At 49.1% G+C, this 18,949-nt stretch carries 13 protein-coding genes; all 13 read left to right on the top strand.

Annotated elements, in window-relative coordinates:
• Positions 1–30: 30 nt before the first annotated feature.
• The 13 genes from L6H98_RS02185 (at position 31) to L6H98_RS02245 (ending at position 18,744) form a co-directional block, all read left to right on the top strand.
• On the top strand, positions 31–6,126 hold the full coding sequence (locus L6H98_RS02185; RefSeq protein WP_236412952.1) for an S-layer homology domain-containing protein: 6,096 nt from the start codon (positions 31–33) through the stop codon (positions 6,124–6,126).
• 331 nt (positions 6,127–6,457) lie between these two features.
• A complete protein-coding gene (locus L6H98_RS02190; RefSeq protein WP_236412532.1) occupies positions 6,458–7,024 on the top strand; it encodes a sigma-70 family RNA polymerase sigma factor in 567 nt (188 codons plus the stop codon).
• A complete protein-coding gene (locus L6H98_RS02195; RefSeq protein WP_236412533.1) occupies positions 7,011–8,219 on the top strand; it encodes a DUF4179 domain-containing protein in 1,209 nt (402 codons plus the stop codon). The genes L6H98_RS02190 and L6H98_RS02195 overlap by 14 nt, the downstream gene beginning before the upstream one ends.
• Before the next feature lie 19 nt (positions 8,220–8,238).
• Positions 8,239–9,216 (top strand): DUF5643 domain-containing protein, encoded by a 978-nt coding sequence (locus tag L6H98_RS02200; protein WP_236412535.1) that lies wholly within the window; start codon positions 8,239–8,241, stop codon positions 9,214–9,216.
• Between the two features lie 55 nt (positions 9,217–9,271).
• The gene (locus L6H98_RS02205; RefSeq protein ID WP_236412537.1) at positions 9,272–10,249 is read left to right on the top strand and encodes a DUF5643 domain-containing protein; all 978 of its coding nucleotides are present in this window, start codon (positions 9,272–9,274) and stop codon (positions 10,247–10,249) included.
• Positions 10,250–10,493: 244 nt separating this feature from the next.
• Positions 10,494–11,261 (top strand): ABC transporter ATP-binding protein, encoded by a 768-nt coding sequence (locus L6H98_RS02210; RefSeq protein WP_236412539.1) that lies wholly within the window; start codon positions 10,494–10,496, stop codon positions 11,259–11,261.
• Entirely contained in the window at positions 11,248–13,185 is a 1,938-nt protein-coding gene (locus tag L6H98_RS02215) for an ABC transporter permease (RefSeq protein WP_236412541.1), read from the top strand. The genes L6H98_RS02210 and L6H98_RS02215 overlap by 14 nt, the downstream gene beginning before the upstream one ends.
• 6 nt (positions 13,186–13,191) lie before the next feature.
• A complete protein-coding gene (locus L6H98_RS02220) occupies positions 13,192–13,560 on the top strand; it encodes a YxeA family protein (protein WP_236412543.1) in 369 nt (122 codons plus the stop codon).
• 60 nt (positions 13,561–13,620) lie between these two features.
• Complete coding sequence (locus tag L6H98_RS02225; RefSeq protein WP_236412544.1) at positions 13,621–15,825, top strand: M1 family metallopeptidase; 2,205 nt, start codon at positions 13,621–13,623, stop codon at positions 15,823–15,825.
• A gap of 307 nt (positions 15,826–16,132) precedes the next feature.
• The gene (locus tag L6H98_RS02230) at positions 16,133–16,486 is read left to right on the top strand and encodes a multidrug efflux SMR transporter (protein ID WP_236412546.1); all 354 of its coding nucleotides are present in this window, start codon (positions 16,133–16,135) and stop codon (positions 16,484–16,486) included.
• A 1-nt stretch (position 16,487) separates the two neighbouring features.
• Positions 16,488–16,802: a multidrug efflux SMR transporter gene (locus L6H98_RS02235; RefSeq protein ID WP_236412548.1), complete on the top strand. Its 315-nt coding sequence runs from the start codon at positions 16,488–16,490 to the stop codon at positions 16,800–16,802.
• 30 nt (positions 16,803–16,832) lie between these two features.
• Positions 16,833–17,417, top strand: a complete 585-nt coding sequence (locus L6H98_RS02240) for a TetR/AcrR family transcriptional regulator (protein WP_236412550.1) — start codon at positions 16,833–16,835, stop codon at positions 17,415–17,417.
• A gap of 172 nt (positions 17,418–17,589) precedes the next feature.
• Positions 17,590–18,744 carry a VanZ family protein gene (locus L6H98_RS02245; RefSeq protein ID WP_236412551.1) on the top strand — a complete coding sequence of 385 codons (1,155 nt, stop codon included), beginning with the start codon at positions 17,590–17,592 and terminating at the stop codon, positions 18,742–18,744.
• The last annotated feature ends 205 nt before the right edge of the window (positions 18,745–18,949 follow it).

Below are 18,949 nucleotides of genomic sequence, written 5' to 3' on the forward strand. Positions count from 1 at the left end.
AGCAGAAAGGGTGCAAGGAATTTGAACCGAGTGAACCTGAAAAAATGGGGCGCGATCACGGCGATTACCGGAATGCTGTTTGGGCTTGCGGCCCCTGCCGGATATGCGGATCCCAGCCTTCCGTACGTTCTTCAAGAAACGGGCGCGGCTGAAGCCGACCGGACAGCGGAGAGCACGGCAGCTCAAGGCTTGCAAATTGTACATACGCCCGCAGTGGCTACCCATGCGTCGGGGCAGCCTTTGACATTATCCGCCCAAATCTCGGGGGGGCAGACCACGGTAACCGCTTCGGTGTATTACAGGGTGGATGATCAAACGCCGAAAGAAGTGGTTTTGACGAATATGGGCGGGCAGGAATATGCTGCAACTATTGAAGGCAACCAGATCGTCGGAGGCAGCCTGAATTATTATTTCGAAGCTCGCGAAGGGGAAGGCGTGCCGGTACGCAGCAGCGAGTATGCGGTACAGATCACGGGCCAGTCGCAGCCCGACATGTCGGCACCGCTGGATATATTGATTACCGAATTGGTGCCGGACAGTGATAACGTGAACTCGGCCGACGCCTACGAATTCGTGGAAGTATACAACAATAGCGGGCGAGAGCTTGATTTTGCAGACTTCAGGCTCCGATATAATACGAATGTGGAGTGGCCGCTTACAGGCAGCTCCCAAGCGGTCATTCCGGCTGGAAAAGCCATCGTGCTCTGGGTCATGAACGGCAGCAACAACCATCTGACCGTCGACGATTTTAACCGAAACTACGGAACCCAGTTGACGGAAGGCTCGGATTTGTTCCGGATCGACGGAGGTGGCGGAATGGCCAACGGCGCCGGAAGAACCCTTGAGATCCTTGCTGCTTCGGGCATGACGCTGGTTTCGGCCTCGTATCAGAACGATGAACAGACGCAGCCGAACAAGGGAATCTTTTATCGGCACCCTGCGGCAGGCAGCGTCGACATGATCATGATGGACGGGCCGGGGACACTTCCGGCAACGCCGGGAACGGTAACGAAGGAGCAAACGGAAGCCCCGGGGGAGGCCGACCCTGGCCTTCTCATTAAGCATACACCGGTAACCGCGGCGGACGCGGCGGCGGATTTGACGATTGATGCGTCGCTGGAACATGCCGGAGCGGAGCCGGCGGATTCTACTGTGAATCTTCTATATAAAACCGCTTCGCAATCCAAGTTTACGGTCGTGGCGATGAAACCGCAGGGCGGTGTATATGCTGCTGCGATCCCGGCGGAACAGCTCGTCGAGCCCTCTTTGGACTACCGGATTCAAGCGGTTAGCGGCGGGAAGTCGGTGATCACCGATTCCTATACGGTGCAGATCCGCAATGTTCCGGCCTTTGACCCGCAAAAGGCTCCGCAGCTGCTGGTGACGGAGGTCGTTCCGAATACCACGAATGTCAATGGAGCCGATGGCTATGAATTCGTGGAAATCTACAACAATTCGGATCAGGACATCGATTTCCGGAACTACAAGCTGTATTACCGTTACACGGATAAAGGACCGGCAGCGGATGTCATATGGTCTCCGGATAAACAGGACTTTGTGATTCCTTCCAGGCAAGCTGTCGTCTTCTGGATCATCAACAGCAGCATCCCGCATTTGACGGTCGCCGATTTTAACCAATTTTACGGGACGGATCTGCAGGAAAACGTTAATTTGTTTAAAGTTGCGGCAGGAGGCATTTCCAACTCGGGGAAACGCGGATTTGTGGTGAAAACGAATACCGGCAAGGAAATCTCTGCTGCTTATTATGATGCGGATACCGTGTACGAGGACGGTAAAACGGAAACGAAGGAAAATACCGGACTCCAATATAAATACCCGGTCAATGGCAGCACTCAAATGATCAAGATCGGCAGCGGCACCCAATTCCCCGGCCCCGGCGCGTTGGAAGCCAAGCAAGTCCCCGATGTTCCGGTTACTGTCGTGATCGACACCGTGCCGCCGACTCTCGAGGACCGGACGGGAATCACGGCGACGGACCAAAGCAAAGGCTTCGAGATCAAGGCCTGGGCAGAGGATGACCAGCAGGTCGCATCCGTGACTTTGTACGTGAAATCCGATAAACAATCCGATTATATTCCGTACCAGCTTACCGAGGACTACGGTGATTTGCACTATCACCATACCATTTATGCGGCGGACCTGATTGGACGAAAAACCATCGAGTACTACTACATCGTGTCCGATGGGTTTAACGAAGTGACATCGCCGAAGTACAAGGTGGATATTACCGGCGGGCCCGATCAATCCGATCTGCGTTTAAACGTGAAGGATGGCGATCTGGTCAGCGGTACGAAAACGATCAAAGGCACGGCCAAGACGGGCAATCCGGACAGCGTTATCTTTGAAATGGACGGGCAGCCAGTCACGGCGCCGACGGGAACCGCGCTGGAGCATGACGCTTATTTTGTGTTCGATGTTAAAAACGTGGACTATTACTTCAAAAATGCGATCACGATGGGACCCGAGGAACTGAAGGACGAAACCATTCTGTATACCTTCCTGGACCCGATTACATCCTACCAGACGCTTAGCTTTCCGATCGAAGCCAGCCGCCTCAAGCCGGGCGAGGACAACACGATCTATATTCGGGCAGGTTCCAAATCCGGTCCGTTTGATGACCGGGTAGAGGAAAACAAGGATGATTTCGAGATCAAAAACGTGCGACTTGTTTTGGCCGACGGTACCGAAATCATGGACCCGGCTTATGCCAAGCGGGACGTGGAGATCAAAATGGGCGACTCCGCAGGAAAGCATGAAGCGATCGGGTTCCGTTTTACGCTCCCCGAAAGCCTGTTTGCGGCCAAGTCCTGGCTCTGGGATACTGTGCAAGAGTCGGATGGGGAGCATGTCATTAAAGCAGTTAGCGGCGGGTTTTCTGCCAGTGCCAAAGTAACGGTCGACAACACGCCTCCAAGCATCTCCGCAAGTATCGAAGACGGTAAATCGTACCGCGGCAAGTTTACGATTCAAGCGGAAGTCACCGATGCCCTCTCCGGGGTTGCCAAGGTCGAAACGAAGCTTGATGGAGAGCCGATTCGGCTCCCGATCGAGACAAGCTCGTCCCAGCTGGCTGCCGGACCGCACGAGCTGTACTTCCAAGCCGCCGATCAGGCCGGAAACGTAACGGAGAAGACGATTCGCTTCGAGGTGCCTGCCGAGAATCCGGAATCGCCGCGGCTGATTTCGCCGACAAACGGCCAAACCGGAGTGGGCAGCACCGTTGATCTGAAGGTGAACGTTAAAGACCCTACGGGGGATCGGATGGACGTCTCGTTTTATCGGGGATTTTTGTATGACGGAACAAGCAAGCACGGTTTTACGGGTTTCCAGAATACCGCGGACACGGAGCCCCCAAGAGAGCTTGCTCCATCGGGCGAGAAAAGTCTGGATGCTGAGGATTACGCTAAAATCGGGGCGGAGGACGGGCAGTACCTGACGACGGATTCGGACGATCGCTTTCCCTATCAGCGTTTCGAAATCAAACTGGACCCTTCCGTGAAGCCTAGCGACCGGGTGGACGTGGTATGGAAAGGGAAGTCCCTGCCGGGCCGTAAAGTCAGTCTTTATGTCTGGAGCGAGGGGCAATCCAAATGGATTACCCTGAAACAGGTGATTGCGGGTGAGGAGGACTTTACGCTTAAGTCGACCGTCAAAGCCGGCGATTATGCGCATAAGGGCATGATTTCGGTCATGGTTCAGGACGAGATTGCAGGCGCCGGAATCGGGGAGGAGGCAGCTCGGACGGCAAAAAGCGGGCCGATATCCGAGGACCCTTACGATTTCTCGTTCCTGTGGATGTCGGATACCCAATATTATTCCCAGGACTATCCATACATTTACCGGAAAAACGTGCAGTGGATCGCCGAGAACAAGGATCAGCTCAAGCTGAAGTACATCATTCATACCGGGGATGTCGTCGATAAAGCCGATCAGGAATATCAATGGATCGAAGCCGATCAGAACATGAAGGTGCTGGAGCAGGCAAATATTCCGTACGGGGTGCTTGCCGGCAATCATGATGTGGGCCATCAGGACAATGATTACTCCCAGTTCAGCAAATATTTCGGGGACTCCCGCTTTCAGGACAGCCCGGTATTTGCAGGCTCCTATGAAAACAACCGCGGCCACTACGATCTCGTCTCCGCGAACGGCAACGATTTCATTATCGTCTATATGGGCTGGGGCTTGGGCGAGAAAGAGATCGAGTGGATGAATCAGGTGGTTTCCATGTATCCGGAACGCAAAGCGATCCTTTGTTTGCATGAATATCTGCTCGTTTCCAACAATCGTGCGCCGATCGCGGACCAGATTTTTGAGAAGGTGGTGAAACCCAACAAAAACGTCATCGCGGCATTGTCCGGCCATTATCATGATGCCGAACTTAAGATCGACCAACTGGACGATGACGGGGACGGCATTCCGGACCGCAATGTGTACCAGATGCTGGCGGATTACCAGGGAGCTCCGGAAGGGGGCCTGGGTTACATTCGTCTCATGCAGTTCGATATGGCGAATAACAAGCTTCATATCAAGACATATTCCCCTTATCTCGATGACTATAATTTTTATGATCCCCAGGAGTACCCGGGCAAAGACGAATTTTCGCTGGACCTGAATCTCCAGGCTGCCACCAAACGGGTAGCCACCGATTACATCGGGGTGAGCGTGTATGCCGATCAGTTGATCGGCCGGCAGGAGAACGTGGATAGCGGGGATAACGCTTCGGTTCGTTGGGCCGGACTGGCGGGCGATGCCTATTATCAATGGTATGCCAAAGCAGAGGATGCGAACAGCGGACAAACGTTCTCGGAAATATGGGGTTTCCATACCGGTTCTGCTTCGGGCGAAGGGAATCCACCGGGAACCGTTCAGCCGGGCGGCGGGGATTCCGGCCGTACGCCGTCCTCCGGTGGTAGCATATCCACACCGGTCGGATCTCCGGAAGCCGAGCAGCCTGCAAGCAACGGAGTAGTCATAGCAACGCCAATCGGCAGCGGAACGTACGGGGTGAGCGCGGAACTGCTGCGGAAGGCGGGAGCCGGGGCTTCGAACGGAAAGCTCGAGATTCAGATCAAACCGGGAAATGCCGAATCCGGGCAGCCTGTTACCTTGAAATTGGACGCGGCCGCACTCCGCGAATTTTTCGAGGAACACCAGGGATCTTTGGTCGTTCGTGCGCCGGGCAGCCAGATCGCGTTTACGCAGCGTTCGCTGCCAAATCAGATCGGGGAAGCGGACCAGCTCAGCATTACATTTGGAACAGGGGTACCGGGGAACTCGGGTTTTGAAAAAGGAATGAGTTCCACCGGAATCGCCTATGAGCTCGGCATGTTCTTGATCAAGGGAACGGAGTCGAGAAAACTTAGCAAATTGGATGCGGCGGCGGAAATTCAGCTCAACCTTACAGATGAGCAAGCCAAACTTCTCGATGCAGACTACGCCGGCGTCTATGAGCGGGTGAACGGGGAACTGCGCTATGCAGGCGGTTCGTTTGCCGGACGCACGGTAACTTTTACAACCGATCATCCGGGAACCTACGAGATCCTTGAGCTGCGCAAATCGTTCTCGGACCTGAGGGGTCACTGGGCAGAGAATATCGTACGCCAATTGGCAGCCGAGCACCTGATTCAAGGTGTGGACGCGGAGCGGTTTGTTCCTGCAGCACCGGTAACACGCGCTGATTTTGCGCTTGTGCTGACGAGAATGCTTGGAGGAGAGGCGGAAACGGCGGATGTGCAATTCGCCGATCTTGCACCGGATGCTTATTATACGGAAGCGGTCAAGCAAGCCGCACGCTTGGGGCTCATTCAGGGCAGCGGCGGGCGCTTCCGGCCAGCGGACAGCATTACGCGGGAGGAAGCAGCGGTCATCCTGTATAAAATGGCTCAAGTCCTTAAGGCAGAGCCTTCGGCGATGCCTCTCGGAAATGATGCAGCGTTTGGTGACGCCGGGTCGATCTCTGCATGGGCAAGGGATGCCGTCACGCAAATGCAGGCACTCGGCGTGCTGAACGGAAAAGGAAATGGACGTTTCGAACCGAAGGGTTTCGTTACCCGGGCCGAAATGGCCAAAATGATGAGTGAAATGCTCAAGCTTTCGCTTTAGGATTCAAAGGCAAAAAGGATAGCCTGGAATAGCCCAAAGGCTGCGATGGATCGTTCATCGCAGCCTTTTTTGATTCTGCATGCTGCATTACCTGTATAATTACGTCGGAGAAACAAGGCCTTTGGCGTCAGCACAACCGGCCGTCGGATGCAGCATTTACAAAGCTTGGCCATCAGAAAGGCTCCTGTGAGCGACGAAATGAGCATTGGGGGAGCAGGCCAAACGGATGTCTAACGATGACAAGTCCGTACGATGATAAGATTTTTTACGGCGAAATATAACATTTTGGCAGGGGAGTCCATCTAATCCTATAGAGGGCCCTCAAAAGGAGATGAAATTCGTGCAGCAAGATATGGAACTGGAAGTCAAGCGAGCGCAGCGGGGAGATCGTGAAGCGTTTATCCGGCTATTCCGGAGGCTGGAGCCCGAGCTGTACAGTTTGGCAAAGTCCATTGTCGGACGTGATGAAGACTGTGCGGACGCATTTCAGGAAACGACGCTTAAGGCGTATAAATCAATGTCGACATTGCGAAAACCGAAATATTTTAAAACGTGGGTAATCCGGATTCTGATTAACGAATGCAACCAGCTGCTGCGGATGCGCAAAAGAACGGTAGTTATGGCGGAGCTCCCGGAACAGGCGAACCTGGATCGCTCAGCGCCTTATTATAAGGACAACCGCCAGCTCGATCTTCGGGAAGCGGTGGAAAATCTGGATGAATCGTTACGAATCGTCATCCACTTGTTTTATTATCAGGATCTGCCGATCAAACAGATCGCATCCGTGCTGGATATTTCCGATGGAGCCGTAAGGGCGCGCCTGCACAGAGCCCGCGGGATATTGGCCGATGAAGTAAAGCAAATTCGGAAGGGGGAGCTGGCTTATGAAAACCTATGATATCGATCGAAAGCTTCGGGAAATTGGCAAAGAACCGCTGCCTGAGGTTCCCGAAATCGTCCGCCGCCGGCAGGATGAAGTCTACGCCTCCTTGGCCGACCTTCCGATGCATGGCAGAGGCGGCCAAACCGCGGGGTTGCGCAAGACCCGCCGGATTGCCTTGGTTGCGGCCTCGGCCGCAGCGATCGCTCTGGTCGGTGGTATAGGCGGTGCCATGGTATCACCGGCGATGGCGGATTCGCTGAAGAACATTCCGCTGATCGGCAGCATTTTCAAGCTGGCTGACGATCTGGGGTTACGGACAGCGGACGAAACAGGGCTTGCGGCCCATCCCGACGCCAGTGTAACCCATGAGGGGGTTACCCTTCGCATTCCGCAATTGGTGTATGACGGAACCCGGTTATCTTTGGCCGTAACGCGCGAGGGGGAAGGGCTCGTCGGTGGAATCATGGATTCGGAGTCGACGGGGAATGGAATGCCGGCAATTTTCCCCAAAGGAGCAATACATTCATTTGACGTGTTGATCGATGGCCAACCGGTTCATAGAACGACGGGAAAGAGAGAAATCGGTCTTTCCGGGAAGCCAACCTCTGATCCGAATTCGGCGCTCTACGAACTGACGGCTTATTCCTTAACGGGTGAACCTGGACCCATTTTGCCGGACTCGTTTGTGCTGACGGCCAAAATTGGATTGGAGGGCATCGAAGAGCCGTTCGTCTTCGAGCTTCCTGTACGCAAAAACACAGATCAGCTCGCTGCCGCTTTCAATGAGGCGAGGGAATGGAAAGGAAACATCGTTACGCTTGAACGAATCGAGTTCACGCCGATTACGACAAAAGTAGGTTTTAACATCACGTCGAACGATAAAGAGGCCAGGCTCCTTAGACAGCATCTAAACTTTGAGCTGTGGGACGATCGCGGCAGGATGCTTGGCCTTGTCGGCGGCTTTGGATTTTTTGATAACGATGAACAAAAGCAAATGATCAACAAACTGCTGTTTGACCGTTTTGTGGATGCCCCGAAATCGGTGACGCTTAAAGCGTTTTTGCCGGAAATGGAAGACCCGTCAGCTTCCACGGGGAGATATAAAGTCGACAGTCATGGAGAACTGATCAAGAAGTATGTTAAGGAGCTTGAAATCACGGTTCCGGTGGACCGTGCCGGTTTGGATAAATTATATGATATTTCAAAGTGAAAATTTGGAGGGTTCCCTTATGAATAAAATCTACAAAGTAATGACCACTGCTGCACTGACGACAGGTTTGCTGTTGAGCGGGGCAGCGTGGGGGATGAAACCGGCAACCGTTGAGGCGGAGGCCAAGATTCCAGCAGTACAGAGCAACGCAACGCAGAAGGCGGGAAAAACGGCCGGCATAACCCAAGAGGGCATTACGCTTGAAATGAACGAAGCGTTGTATGACGGAAATTATATCCGGCTTACCCTGGAGCGCAGCGGCAAGGGTCTTGTCGGAGGCATAACGGACAGCACATTCGATGAAAAGATTCAGGACGTTATTTTGGAGAAAGGCGCCATTAAAAACATCGACGTTTTCATTAATGATAAATCCATTTTCGAGTACGGCGGGGGTGAATTGGGGAAAAGACCAAGTTTGAGTTGGGAGCCGGGCTCCACTCCTGACACGTTTCATATCAAGCTGACGGATCCTTCATGGCTTGGCGGACAAGAATTTGCTTTTCCGGACAAGTTCAAATTGACCGCAGAAGTCACGTTGGAAGGCGTGGAGCAACCGTATATGTTTGATCTTCCCATGCAAAAGACCGCAGACAAGCCGATTGTCCTGAAGCCGAATGTGACGAAAAAATCGGGCAAAGTGACCCTTTATCTTAGCAAAATGAACCTGACATCGACCTCTTCCCGCGTACAGTTGATCGAGAAAGGGTATGAATCGGGCAAACCTTCCGATTTGATGTATGAATTTGTGGATGACCAAGGCAATGAGCTGGATTTCCTTTCAGGCTTTGGCACGGACGAGAATAACAAAGACGGGGACATGTATCACGATTACGTGTTAAGTCCATTGGGGAAAGATGCCAAGTCGATTACGCTCCGGGTGTTCAAACCTGAATTTAAAGAACCGGGGGCAACGAGCGGAGCGTATAAATTGGACGAGAACGGGAATATCGTCAAACACTATATTAAAGAGCTGGAAATGACGGTAAACGTGAAGTAAACAACAGAAACGGAATTGTATAAAGAGATAAAACACAATTGGAGGATTCAAACGAATGAACAAAATGTACAAAGTCATGACTTCTGCTGCATTGGCGGGGGTGCTGGTTGGTGGAGGAGCTGGGGCAATTACATCAAAGTCCGGCGATGCGGCGGCTGCCAAGGCTCCGGAGGTTCAAAACATTGCGGCGCAGAAAACGGAAAAAACGGCTGGCATCACCCAGAACGGCATTACGCTGAAGGTGAGCAAAGCGGTCCATGACGGAAATTACATCCACATTTCATTGCAGCGGAGCGGAAAGGGACTTGTCGGCGGCATGACCGAACGCGAATTTGATGAAAAAACCGAGAAGGAAATTGTGGAGAAAGGCGCCATCAAAGATATCCAGGTGCTGATCAACGGCAAAAATACTTATGATCTCGGAGGCGGATCAATGGACAAAAGGCCGGACATGCGCTGGGGCCCGGGTTCTACCCCGGATACAGCTATCATTCATCTGTCCGATCCTTCCTGGCTCGGCGGTGAGCAGTATTCCTTCCCGGACAAGTTCAAGCTGACGGCAAAGATCACCCTGGAAGGCGTGAGCAAACCTTACACTTTTGACCTCTCAATGCAAAAGAGTGCTGATAAGGCGACTGCCCTGAAACCGAATGTGACGAAAAAGACGGGCAAACTTACCGTGACGCTGAGCAAAATGAACCTGACCTCCACCTCTTCCCGCGTTCAGTTGATCGTCAAGGGGCTGGAGAAGGGCAAGTCTTCCGATATCAGTTACGAATTTTGGGATGACCAAGGCAGCGAGCTGGATATTCTTTCGGGCCGGGGATCGGACGAGAATAATAAAGCCGGCGACATGTACCACGATTTCGTGCTGAGCCCTTTGGGGAAAAACGCCAAGTCGATTATAGTCAAAGCTTTCAAACCCGAATATGCCGAAGATGGAGCGACGAGCGGAGCGTATAAATTGGATGCCGACGGCAATATCGTCAAATCATACGTGAAAGAACTGGAAATGAAGGTAAAAGTGAAGTGATGGAACCAAACGTACTTTCATGACGGTAAGGCCTCCGGCGCACTTCGTGCGACCGGAGGTTTTGCTTCAGAAACAGAGTTTATGATAACGGGATCGTTCAAAATAAATTTTACCCTCAGGGACGCAATAAAGTCCCTGAGGGTTTTTGCATAACTGTAAGGTTGCTGTAAGGTTGGGATTATCACGGTGTAAGGTGGGGTCTTTAAAATTGGATTTATTCTTATCGATGTTAAGGAGCGACACCATGAAAACCATACTGGAAGCAAAAAACGTAAACAAAACCTTTGGCACAAAAGGAAACCTATATCCGGCGCTGCAAAACATTAATCTAAGCATTGAAGTAGGGGAGTATACCGGCATTATGGGCCCGTCCGGAGCGGGGAAATCGACGCTGCTGAACATCTTCTCGACCATCGATACGCCGACCTCCGGTGAAATTACGATCGATGGGCAAAACATCGTTGCCATGAACGAGGAGAAGCTGTCTGATTTCCGCCGCAATAAACTCGGATTTATTTTTCAGGATTACAACCTGCTCGATACATTGACGGTGAAGGAAAATATCCTGCTCCCACTGGCCTTATCCAAAGTCCCGGCAGCCGAGATCAAAAAGCGGGTTGAGGAAATCGCCGATACGTTCGGCATTCGTGAGATTCTCGACAAGTACCCATACCATATTTCGGGCGGTCAAAAACAGCGGGCTGCCGCCTCGCGGGCCATCGTGTCGAATCCGAGCCTCATTTTGGCGGACGAGCCGACCGGCGCACTCGATTCGAAATCGGCGACCGGGCTGCTGGAAAGCTTGAGCAAGCTGAACCGGCACAATCAAGCGACCATCCTGATGGTTACGCACGACGCTTATGCGGCGAGCTTCTGCAAGCGGGTCATTTTCATCAACGACGGCCGGCTGTTCAAGGAGCTTCATAAGGAAAGCATGACGAGACAAGCATTTTTCGGACAGATTCTCGAGGTATTAGCGGAGCTCGGAGGTGGTCAGCATGACGCTGTTTAGGATCGCCGGGAAGAACATCCGCCAGAACTTCATGAATTATTTTCTTTATTTCGCTTCGATGATATTCAGCATCGTCATTTACTTTACGTTCGTGTCCTTGAAATACGACAGCACGATCGCATCCGCATCGGAAGGATCGCAGAAGATCAGCTCGGCGTTCAGCGGGGCAGCGGTCGTGCTGATCGTTTTCGTGGCGGTGTTCATCTGGTATTCGAATTCGTTTTTCACGCGCAAGCGCAAAAAAGAGGTCGGGCTGTATTCGCTGCTTGGCGTCCGAAAAAAACAGATCGGACGGATGCTTTTTTATGAAAACTTTCTGATGGGCATCCTGGCCCTGATCGCCGGAATCGCGCTGGGAGCGGTACTTAGTCGGTTTTTTGTAATGATGTTGATGAAGGTGATGGGTTACGCTGTCGTGGCTAATTTCTCTATTTCCCCAGCTGCGATCCTGAATACGTTTCTGGTGTTCATAATCATCACGCTGATCACTTCAGTCCAAGGCTATCGCTTGATTTATCGATTTAAGCTGATCGAGCTGTTCAAAGCAGATCAAGAGCGTGAGAAAGAGCCCAAGTCTTCCCTGCTCATTGCGTTATTGTCTGTGGTGCTCATCGGGTTCGGCTACTGGCTTGCGCTGCAAAATATGTTTACTTCCAAGGCATGGGCTGCGATCGGCTTCATGCTGACTCCGCTCGTTATTTTAGTATCCGTCATCCTGGGCACATATCTGCTGTTTAACACGTTGACCGTTACGCTGCTGAAGCTGGCGCGCAAACACAAAAAAAGCTACTGGCGCGGACTGAACCTGATCGGGACTTCCCAGCTGCTGTACCGGATGAAAGGCAACGCACGGACGCTAACGATCATCGCTGTGCTGAGCGCAACGACGCTGACAGCGGTTGGAACGGCGTACAGCACGTATTACAACACCCGGACGAACGCGGCGGTTTCGAATCCGAACAGCTATATGTTTATCGGCGTGGACAGTACGGCCACAGGAAAAGCCGATAAGGCGATCGAGCAGGCTGCGGGGCATAACGTGCTCTACCATGAGTCCATTCCTCTCCTGGAGGTAGATGCGGACACCTCCGGTCAGGATTATGCCCAAGGATCAGAGGAGCAGTTGTTTACCGTCATATCAAGCCGCGATTTTAACCGATTGGCCAAGCTGCAGGGGAGGGAGGATGCCATAAGCCTTGAAGGCAGCGAAGCCGCAGTGCTTGAACCTGCCTATCTGGAAGGCATTTCGCCGGAGTATGTCGGTTCGGCAATCAAGCTGAAGGGTGAAGGGATCCGTGAAACCATTCAATTCAAAACAGTAAAAAAATACAATGTGCTGAATCTTGGAACGGTCTACTCCACCATTGTCGTCAGCGATGATATGTTTGCGGAGCTTAAGCCGAATGCCAAAGCCATGGCTGTCGAAGCATATCGCATCACCCATCAGGACAAGGCGAAAGAGCTGACAAAGCAGCTGGAAGAGATTTTACCGGAGAAAGCCGGGCTTTCAAGCTTTTACAGCGATTATTCGCGGGGAATGGAATCTACCGGCCTCTTGATGTTTATGGGCGGATTCCTCGGCCTTGTGTTCCTGGCGGCGACGGGCAGCATCATTTACTTCAAGCAGCTGACGGAAGCCGGGAGCGACAAAGCCCGTTATGTGATTTTGCATAAAATCGGCGTCAAAAAACGGGAAATCCGCAAATCCGTTGCCAAACAGGTACTGTTCATCTTTGCCCTGCCGCTTGCTTTCGGCATCGCGCACTGTGCAGTCGCCCTGTCGGCACTGTCGAAGCTGATGATGGCCAATCTGGTCGTGCCCGTCATGATCTGCATGGGTGTCTATGTTTGCATTTATCTGATCTATTATTTGTTGACTGTACATGCGTACTGCAAAATCGTTACCTATAAAAATAAGGAGTGAACGGGAATGAAAAAGGGAATTACCGCTGTAGCGGTCGTTGTGATCGCTCTGGTCGGATTCGTCGTATTCATCCAAAACGTAAATTTAAACCGAATCGGCGCGCAGCAATATTACGTTCAGATTAACCAAGACGGAAAGAGAATCGAAGATAAGTCGGACAGTGGACAGAAGTATGTTTCTTACGAATACACTCAGGAGGGCTTTGACTCTAAAGGAAAAGAAAAGGTTTTGACCTTTACGGCAGCTAAAGAACTGCGCAAAGATGCGTACCTTCGAATCTATGTGAAAGGGAATGACGTCAGCTCCTACCAGGAAGTTCAGGCGGACGAGCTGCCCGAACAAGCAAAGCAAAAGCTCGAGGGTGCCGTGAAATAACACGAATACGGAAAACCAGGATGTAGTCTACTATAACATGTTAACAAGGGAGAGAATCCAATGTATCGAAAAACATTTAAATTTAAAACGGTATCCCAAAAAACGCTGGTTTACTCGCTGGCTTTTACGCTTGCGGCCTGTCCGGTCGTCGGTGCCGGCCAAGTGCTTGCAGCACCAGCCGCCGCATCCGCGGAATCCATAGAAATGTCACAAGCGCATGCCCAGGTCCAGTATCGGATCGATGCAAGGCTGGATGCGAAAAATATGCGCATTCAAGGAAGCGAGACCGTCACTTACCGGAACGCGTCCAACGATACACTGCGGGAGATCGTTTTCCATACGTTCGCCGACGCCAATCGGTCCAAAGCGACCCAAACTTCGATGTTTGAGCAAAACAACGAGGAGATCCAGAAGGAAAATCCACAGAAGAAGCCGGAGGATTTTCTTGGCGGCATTGACATTCGCAGCGCGGCGACTAACGGACAACCTTTGGTTTTTTCAAACAGCAATCAGGCTCTGACCGTTGAATTGAAGCAGGAGCTAAAGCCTGGGGAAGCGGTGACGGTTGAAATCAACTTTGAGGTGAAAATCCCTTACGGCATGCAGCGCCTGTCTTACTACAAAGACATCGTCAACGGCGCACATTGGTTCCCGGTCATGTCGGTCTATGACGAGAACAAGCATGAGTGGAACAAAAAGCCGTACAGCAAGACCTTCGAAACCGATTATTATGATTCAGCGGATTTCGAAGTTCATATTAACGTCCCGGAAGCCTATCAAGTACTGATGCCGGGGACGATCACCACGCAGGCGGACCCGAGAGAGCCCGGCCGGAAAGTCGTTACCGCCGTTGCCGATAACACCCGGGAGCATGTCTTTTTTGCCAGCCCGAATTATAAGGTGGAGCGCGTAACGCGTGACGGCCTGACCATTGAATATTATTATTTCGACAATATGCCAGGCAAGAAAAAAATCGTCGATGAATACATCGACGCCGCTTTTAAGACTATTCAATTTTTCAGCGAAAAATACGGGAAATACCCTTACCCTGAGTTCCGGATTGCAGAGTCGTACGTCGAGGGAGTGGCTGTCGAGTTTGCCCGGGTCATTCAAATGGGACAAATCCGGCCGAACAGGGATCCGGCACATGATACTACATTCGTGCACGAGATTGCCCATCAATGGTTCCATGCCTTGATTGGAAACGATTCGGAGACAGAATCGTTTTTGGATGAAGGATTTGCCGATTTTTCGAAGGTCTATTTCGCGGAAAAACAAGGTGACGACTTGAACGGGTTCAAGTCGATCCAAATGGATGATTTGTCTTCGATAGACAAGCCGATCGCCGCAACCAATACGGAAGCGGGGGGCCTGGAAAGCCCGACATTTTATAATAAAGGACGCCAGGCCATCTACCAGTTGTATCGCATGGTGGGTGAGGACAAATTCGATGCGTTCATGCAGGAATATTTTAAGCGGTACCAGTACAAAAACGCGACGATCCAAGGGCTTCTGCAAACAATACAGGATACGCTCGGAAACGAAGCACGAAAGGAAATGGACAAGGCGCTGCATGATCCGCAGTTTGCTCTAAAGCCCGAATACCGATTGTCTGAGGCGGAAGAAGCTTCGTATTGGCATGAACAGTTTAAGAACTCGTACCATTCGTCCCTGGCCCAAGTTGCAAATCTTCCAGCGGAAACGATGAGCCGCATCATGGATAAGGCGCTGCAGGGCGAACCGCTGACGATTGTGCTGAGCGACCAGGCCGGCAGCCTAGCGAAAAAGCAGCAGCAGACGATCTTGACACAGCTAAAAGGGACTCTGGGGATCATGGGTATTCCATACGAGGTTATTTCCGATCGGCAAACGCTCAAGAAAAAGCTGGAAAAGGAGCTCGGAACCAGCAATATCATTGCCATCGGCAGCGCGAATACGAACGGACTCATCCAGGCGCTTAAACCTGGCATCATCCAAAAATCGAAGGCCATCGGCTTCGACTGGAAAAGCAAGATGAACCAAAAGTCAGCTTCGGGAGCATACGTCGTTAAGCATCCTTACAATCAAAACCGTCTTCTGGTGCATTTTTTCTGGAACGGTGACGCCTTGAGCGACAACGCGGTCGAGCCGTTTGCGGAGCAGATGCTGCAATCGCTCGGTTTTAGCGGCAGCTTTTATCAGTATTACGTTTTGAACAAAACAGGCCATGTCGCAACAGATAAAAAGATCGCTAACCCATTGGCGAAATTTTTCGGCGAAGAATAATGCAGGACGGGGAAGATGATTACTGAAGACTCGGCAGGTTTCAGCTGCCGGTCTTCTTCCCTGTTTGCAGAAAGTATAACATCCAACGAATCATGCTTAAGGAACGTAGGATTTGCTTTTTGGATTGAAAATCAATTGTACTCTTGCAAAATCAGCATAACTATCATAAAATCTAATGAACGTTAGTTAAATTATTTGAAAGGCTGTTCAATGGTCGTCATATTTCATTACAAAGCGACAAAAATTTTTAAACAAAAAATCTAACGTTCATTAGTTAGATTTAAGTTTTTAAAGGGGAGAGGTTATCATGGCATGGCTGTACTTAATTATTGGTGGAATTCTTGAAGTAGGTTGGGCACTTGGTCTAGGTTTCTCAGAAGGGTTTACAAGAATAGAAATTGTTATTCCGACAGTTATATTATTAGTCCTGAGTTGGTGGTTTTTCGCTAAAACATTAAAAATACTTCCCGTTTCGACGGCTTATGCAGTATTTACTGGCCTGGGTGCTTTTGGTACGGCTTTAGTGGGCATGACAATTTTAGGCGACCCCGTAAGTTTAACCAAGATTGTGTTAGTCATTCTATTAATTAGCTGTATTATTGGACTAAAATTAATTTCGGATGAACCGAAGGAAGAGAAACGATCAAGAGGGAGTGTGTAAAATGTATTGGTTATCCTTAATATTAGCTGGATTGTTTGAAGTTGGAGGTATTATTAATCTGAAGCTGACGGAAGGATTTACAAAATTAAAGCCAACCATCTTTTTTATTTTATGTTTATGTTTAAGTTTTTTCTTTCTTTCGGTCTCATTAATCGAAATACCTATTAGTATCGGTTATGGTATATGGACTGGGGTAGGCGCGTCGGGAAGTGTGTTACTTGGGATGTTTATATTTAAAGAACCGAAGAATGTGAAGAAACTTATTTTGGTTGCAGGAATTATTTTCAGCATAGTAAGCTTAAAATTGATATCTTGATGAATGCCAACAAATGAGGTGAAAAGTGAATTGAAAAAGGGTGAAAAAACGAAAAGAATGATATTGGAACAAGGTTTAAAGCTGTTTTCCTCGTATGGTTACGAGGAAACAGCACTTAAAGATATAGCTGCAAATGTGCACATTAAAACGCCTTCGATTTATGCTTATTTTGAGAGCAAGCAAGATCTTTTTGAACAAATTGTAAATTTTGTTATTGAAGATTATTTAGAGTTTATCCAACAACAATTTTATGTTATAGAAAATTTACCATTAGAAAAAAAATTATATCATGTTTTAGTTGAATTGAATAAATACTATTATATGAATGATAAAGGTTCCTTTCTAAAAAGGTATGGGATTTACCCTCCGGATAATTTTAAAGAACTCATAACAGCCCAAAATAAGAAGGTAGAAGAAGGGATTCGAGAACTTGTTTTTTCCATCTTAAGAAACAACAAAGAGAATGAGCTTATCGATGAGGAGACTATCGTTACTTCTTTTACAATCATACTAGACGGTATGCTTTTTCATATGATGAGCTCCCCTTATCAAGAATATGAACGTAGATTAAATATGACCTGGTCTGTATTTTGGAAGGGGATCCGTGAAATGTGATCTGTATAAACCGCACTAATCGATCACAGAAGGCCACTTCGAGGGCAGTACCTTCTTCCGATCATGTAGAATGTACAGGTTTTCGTTGGAATTTGTTAAAGGGGTATATGAAAAGAATGAATAGGGAAATATGTTTATTGCTGAAGAACTAAATTATTAAAGAGGTACCCATATGTCTGTATATTTAATTCCAATAAAAATCGCTTTTATTTTATTCGGTGTGTTGAGCTTTTTTCTAATTATCCCTTGGTTAGTCTATAGTTATAGAAAATATGGTTATTTAAGTCTTTGGGCTTCAATAGTGGCTTATTCCTTTACTTTTTATATGTTATCGGTTTTGTTTTTAGTTCTTTTGCCTCTTCCGGATACTCGAAATACTTGTGCTCTTCAATCACCTGATACGGTGCATTATAATCTAATCCCGTTTAATTTCGTTAGGGATATTATGAATAGCGGTTCCGTTGTCTGGTCACAGCCTTCCACCTATGTGAGATTACTAACGCAAAGTGCATTTTTGCAGGCGGCATTCAATTTCCTATTGTTGCTGCCCCTAGGTGTTTATCTAAGGTATTTTTTCCAACAAAAACGATTCTGGAAGAAAGCGCTTGGTTTTGGATTTGCGTTATCCCTTTTTATTGAGACAACACAAATAACAGGTATTTATGGGATCTATAATTGTCCGTATCGTATCTTTGATGTGGATGATCTTATATTAAACAGTACTGGTGCTTTGTTTGGATTCGTCATTGCTCCTGTCCTGCTTGCTCTATTTCCATCTCGAAACAGCCTTATTGCCAAGGGAGAAAAAATGCAAGAAAATTCTCTCGTACCTCCTTTGTCGCAATTGCTGGCTGTAATTATAGACTATCTATTGATCAAGATGAGTTGGAACCTTACAGCTGGACTTTTTCCAACAAGTGGATTCGCAGAATTTGTTTATAAAACGACTTGCTTTTTTATTCTGTTCTTTGTAGTTCCTTTTATTTGGAGGGGAAATACAATTGGAACCAAAATACTTCGTTTTAAACTAGTTCATGTTGATGGTGAAGCACCTCCGTGGCAGTCCATGCTGAAAAGGTCCTTTGCGATATATTTACCCTTCGCAATATCATGGGCCCTAAATATATTTTCTGGTGTTGAGTTAGATATAACTCTTAATCCCTATCACGTATGGATCACAATGATTATACTTGCATTTCTCATCATTATGTGGGCCGTATTATTTATCCATACGATGTTCATCTTAATGAAAAGAGGGAGACGGAACTTTTACTTTGACTATGTTGCGGATTTAGTACCAAGGAAACATAAATTTGATCCTAAATAACAAATGTGGGAGTAATTATAGAACAAGAACATTGGCCCATTAAAAGTTTTTTTGAACTGCACCCCAATTGTTAGGACACACTCCAACAGTGAAGGTGCATTTTTCTTCTCCATCTTGCATTCCCAAGCAGCTTGAAATGGAAAATGAGTATCTAAAAAAGTGAAGAATAATCATAGAGTCGCTGGCCAATATGCCCATTTCGGTA

The sequence above is a fragment of the Paenibacillus sp. JJ-223 genome (assembly GCF_927798175.1).
In the GTDB taxonomy this organism is placed as follows: Bacteria; Bacillota; Bacilli; order Paenibacillales; family Paenibacillaceae; genus Paenibacillus; species Paenibacillus hubeiensis.

Coding starts and splice junctions, on each gene's coding strand:
- L6H98_RS02200 (WP_236412535.1), top strand. CDS start 8,239: ATGAATAAAATCTACAAAGTAATGACCACTGCTGCACTGACGACAGGT.
- L6H98_RS02230 (WP_236412546.1), top strand. CDS start 16,133: ATGGCATGGCTGTACTTAATTATTGGTGGAATTCTTGAAGTAGGTTGG.
- L6H98_RS02190 (WP_236412532.1), top strand. CDS start 6,458: ATGAAATTCGTGCAGCAAGATATGGAACTGGAAGTCAAGCGAGCGCAG.
- L6H98_RS02220 (WP_236412543.1), top strand. CDS start 13,192: ATGAAAAAGGGAATTACCGCTGTAGCGGTCGTTGTGATCGCTCTGGTC.
- L6H98_RS02215 (WP_236412541.1), top strand. CDS start 11,248: ATGACGCTGTTTAGGATCGCCGGGAAGAACATCCGCCAGAACTTCATG.
- L6H98_RS02225 (WP_236412544.1), top strand. CDS start 13,621: ATGTATCGAAAAACATTTAAATTTAAAACGGTATCCCAAAAAACGCTG.
- L6H98_RS02245 (WP_236412551.1), top strand. CDS start 17,590: ATGTCTGTATATTTAATTCCAATAAAAATCGCTTTTATTTTATTCGGT.
- L6H98_RS02195 (WP_236412533.1), top strand. CDS start 7,011: ATGAAAACCTATGATATCGATCGAAAGCTTCGGGAAATTGGCAAAGAA.
- L6H98_RS02235 (WP_236412548.1), top strand. CDS start 16,488: ATGTATTGGTTATCCTTAATATTAGCTGGATTGTTTGAAGTTGGAGGT.
- L6H98_RS02205 (WP_236412537.1), top strand. CDS start 9,272: ATGAACAAAATGTACAAAGTCATGACTTCTGCTGCATTGGCGGGGGTG.
- L6H98_RS02210 (WP_236412539.1), top strand. CDS start 10,494: ATGAAAACCATACTGGAAGCAAAAAACGTAAACAAAACCTTTGGCACA.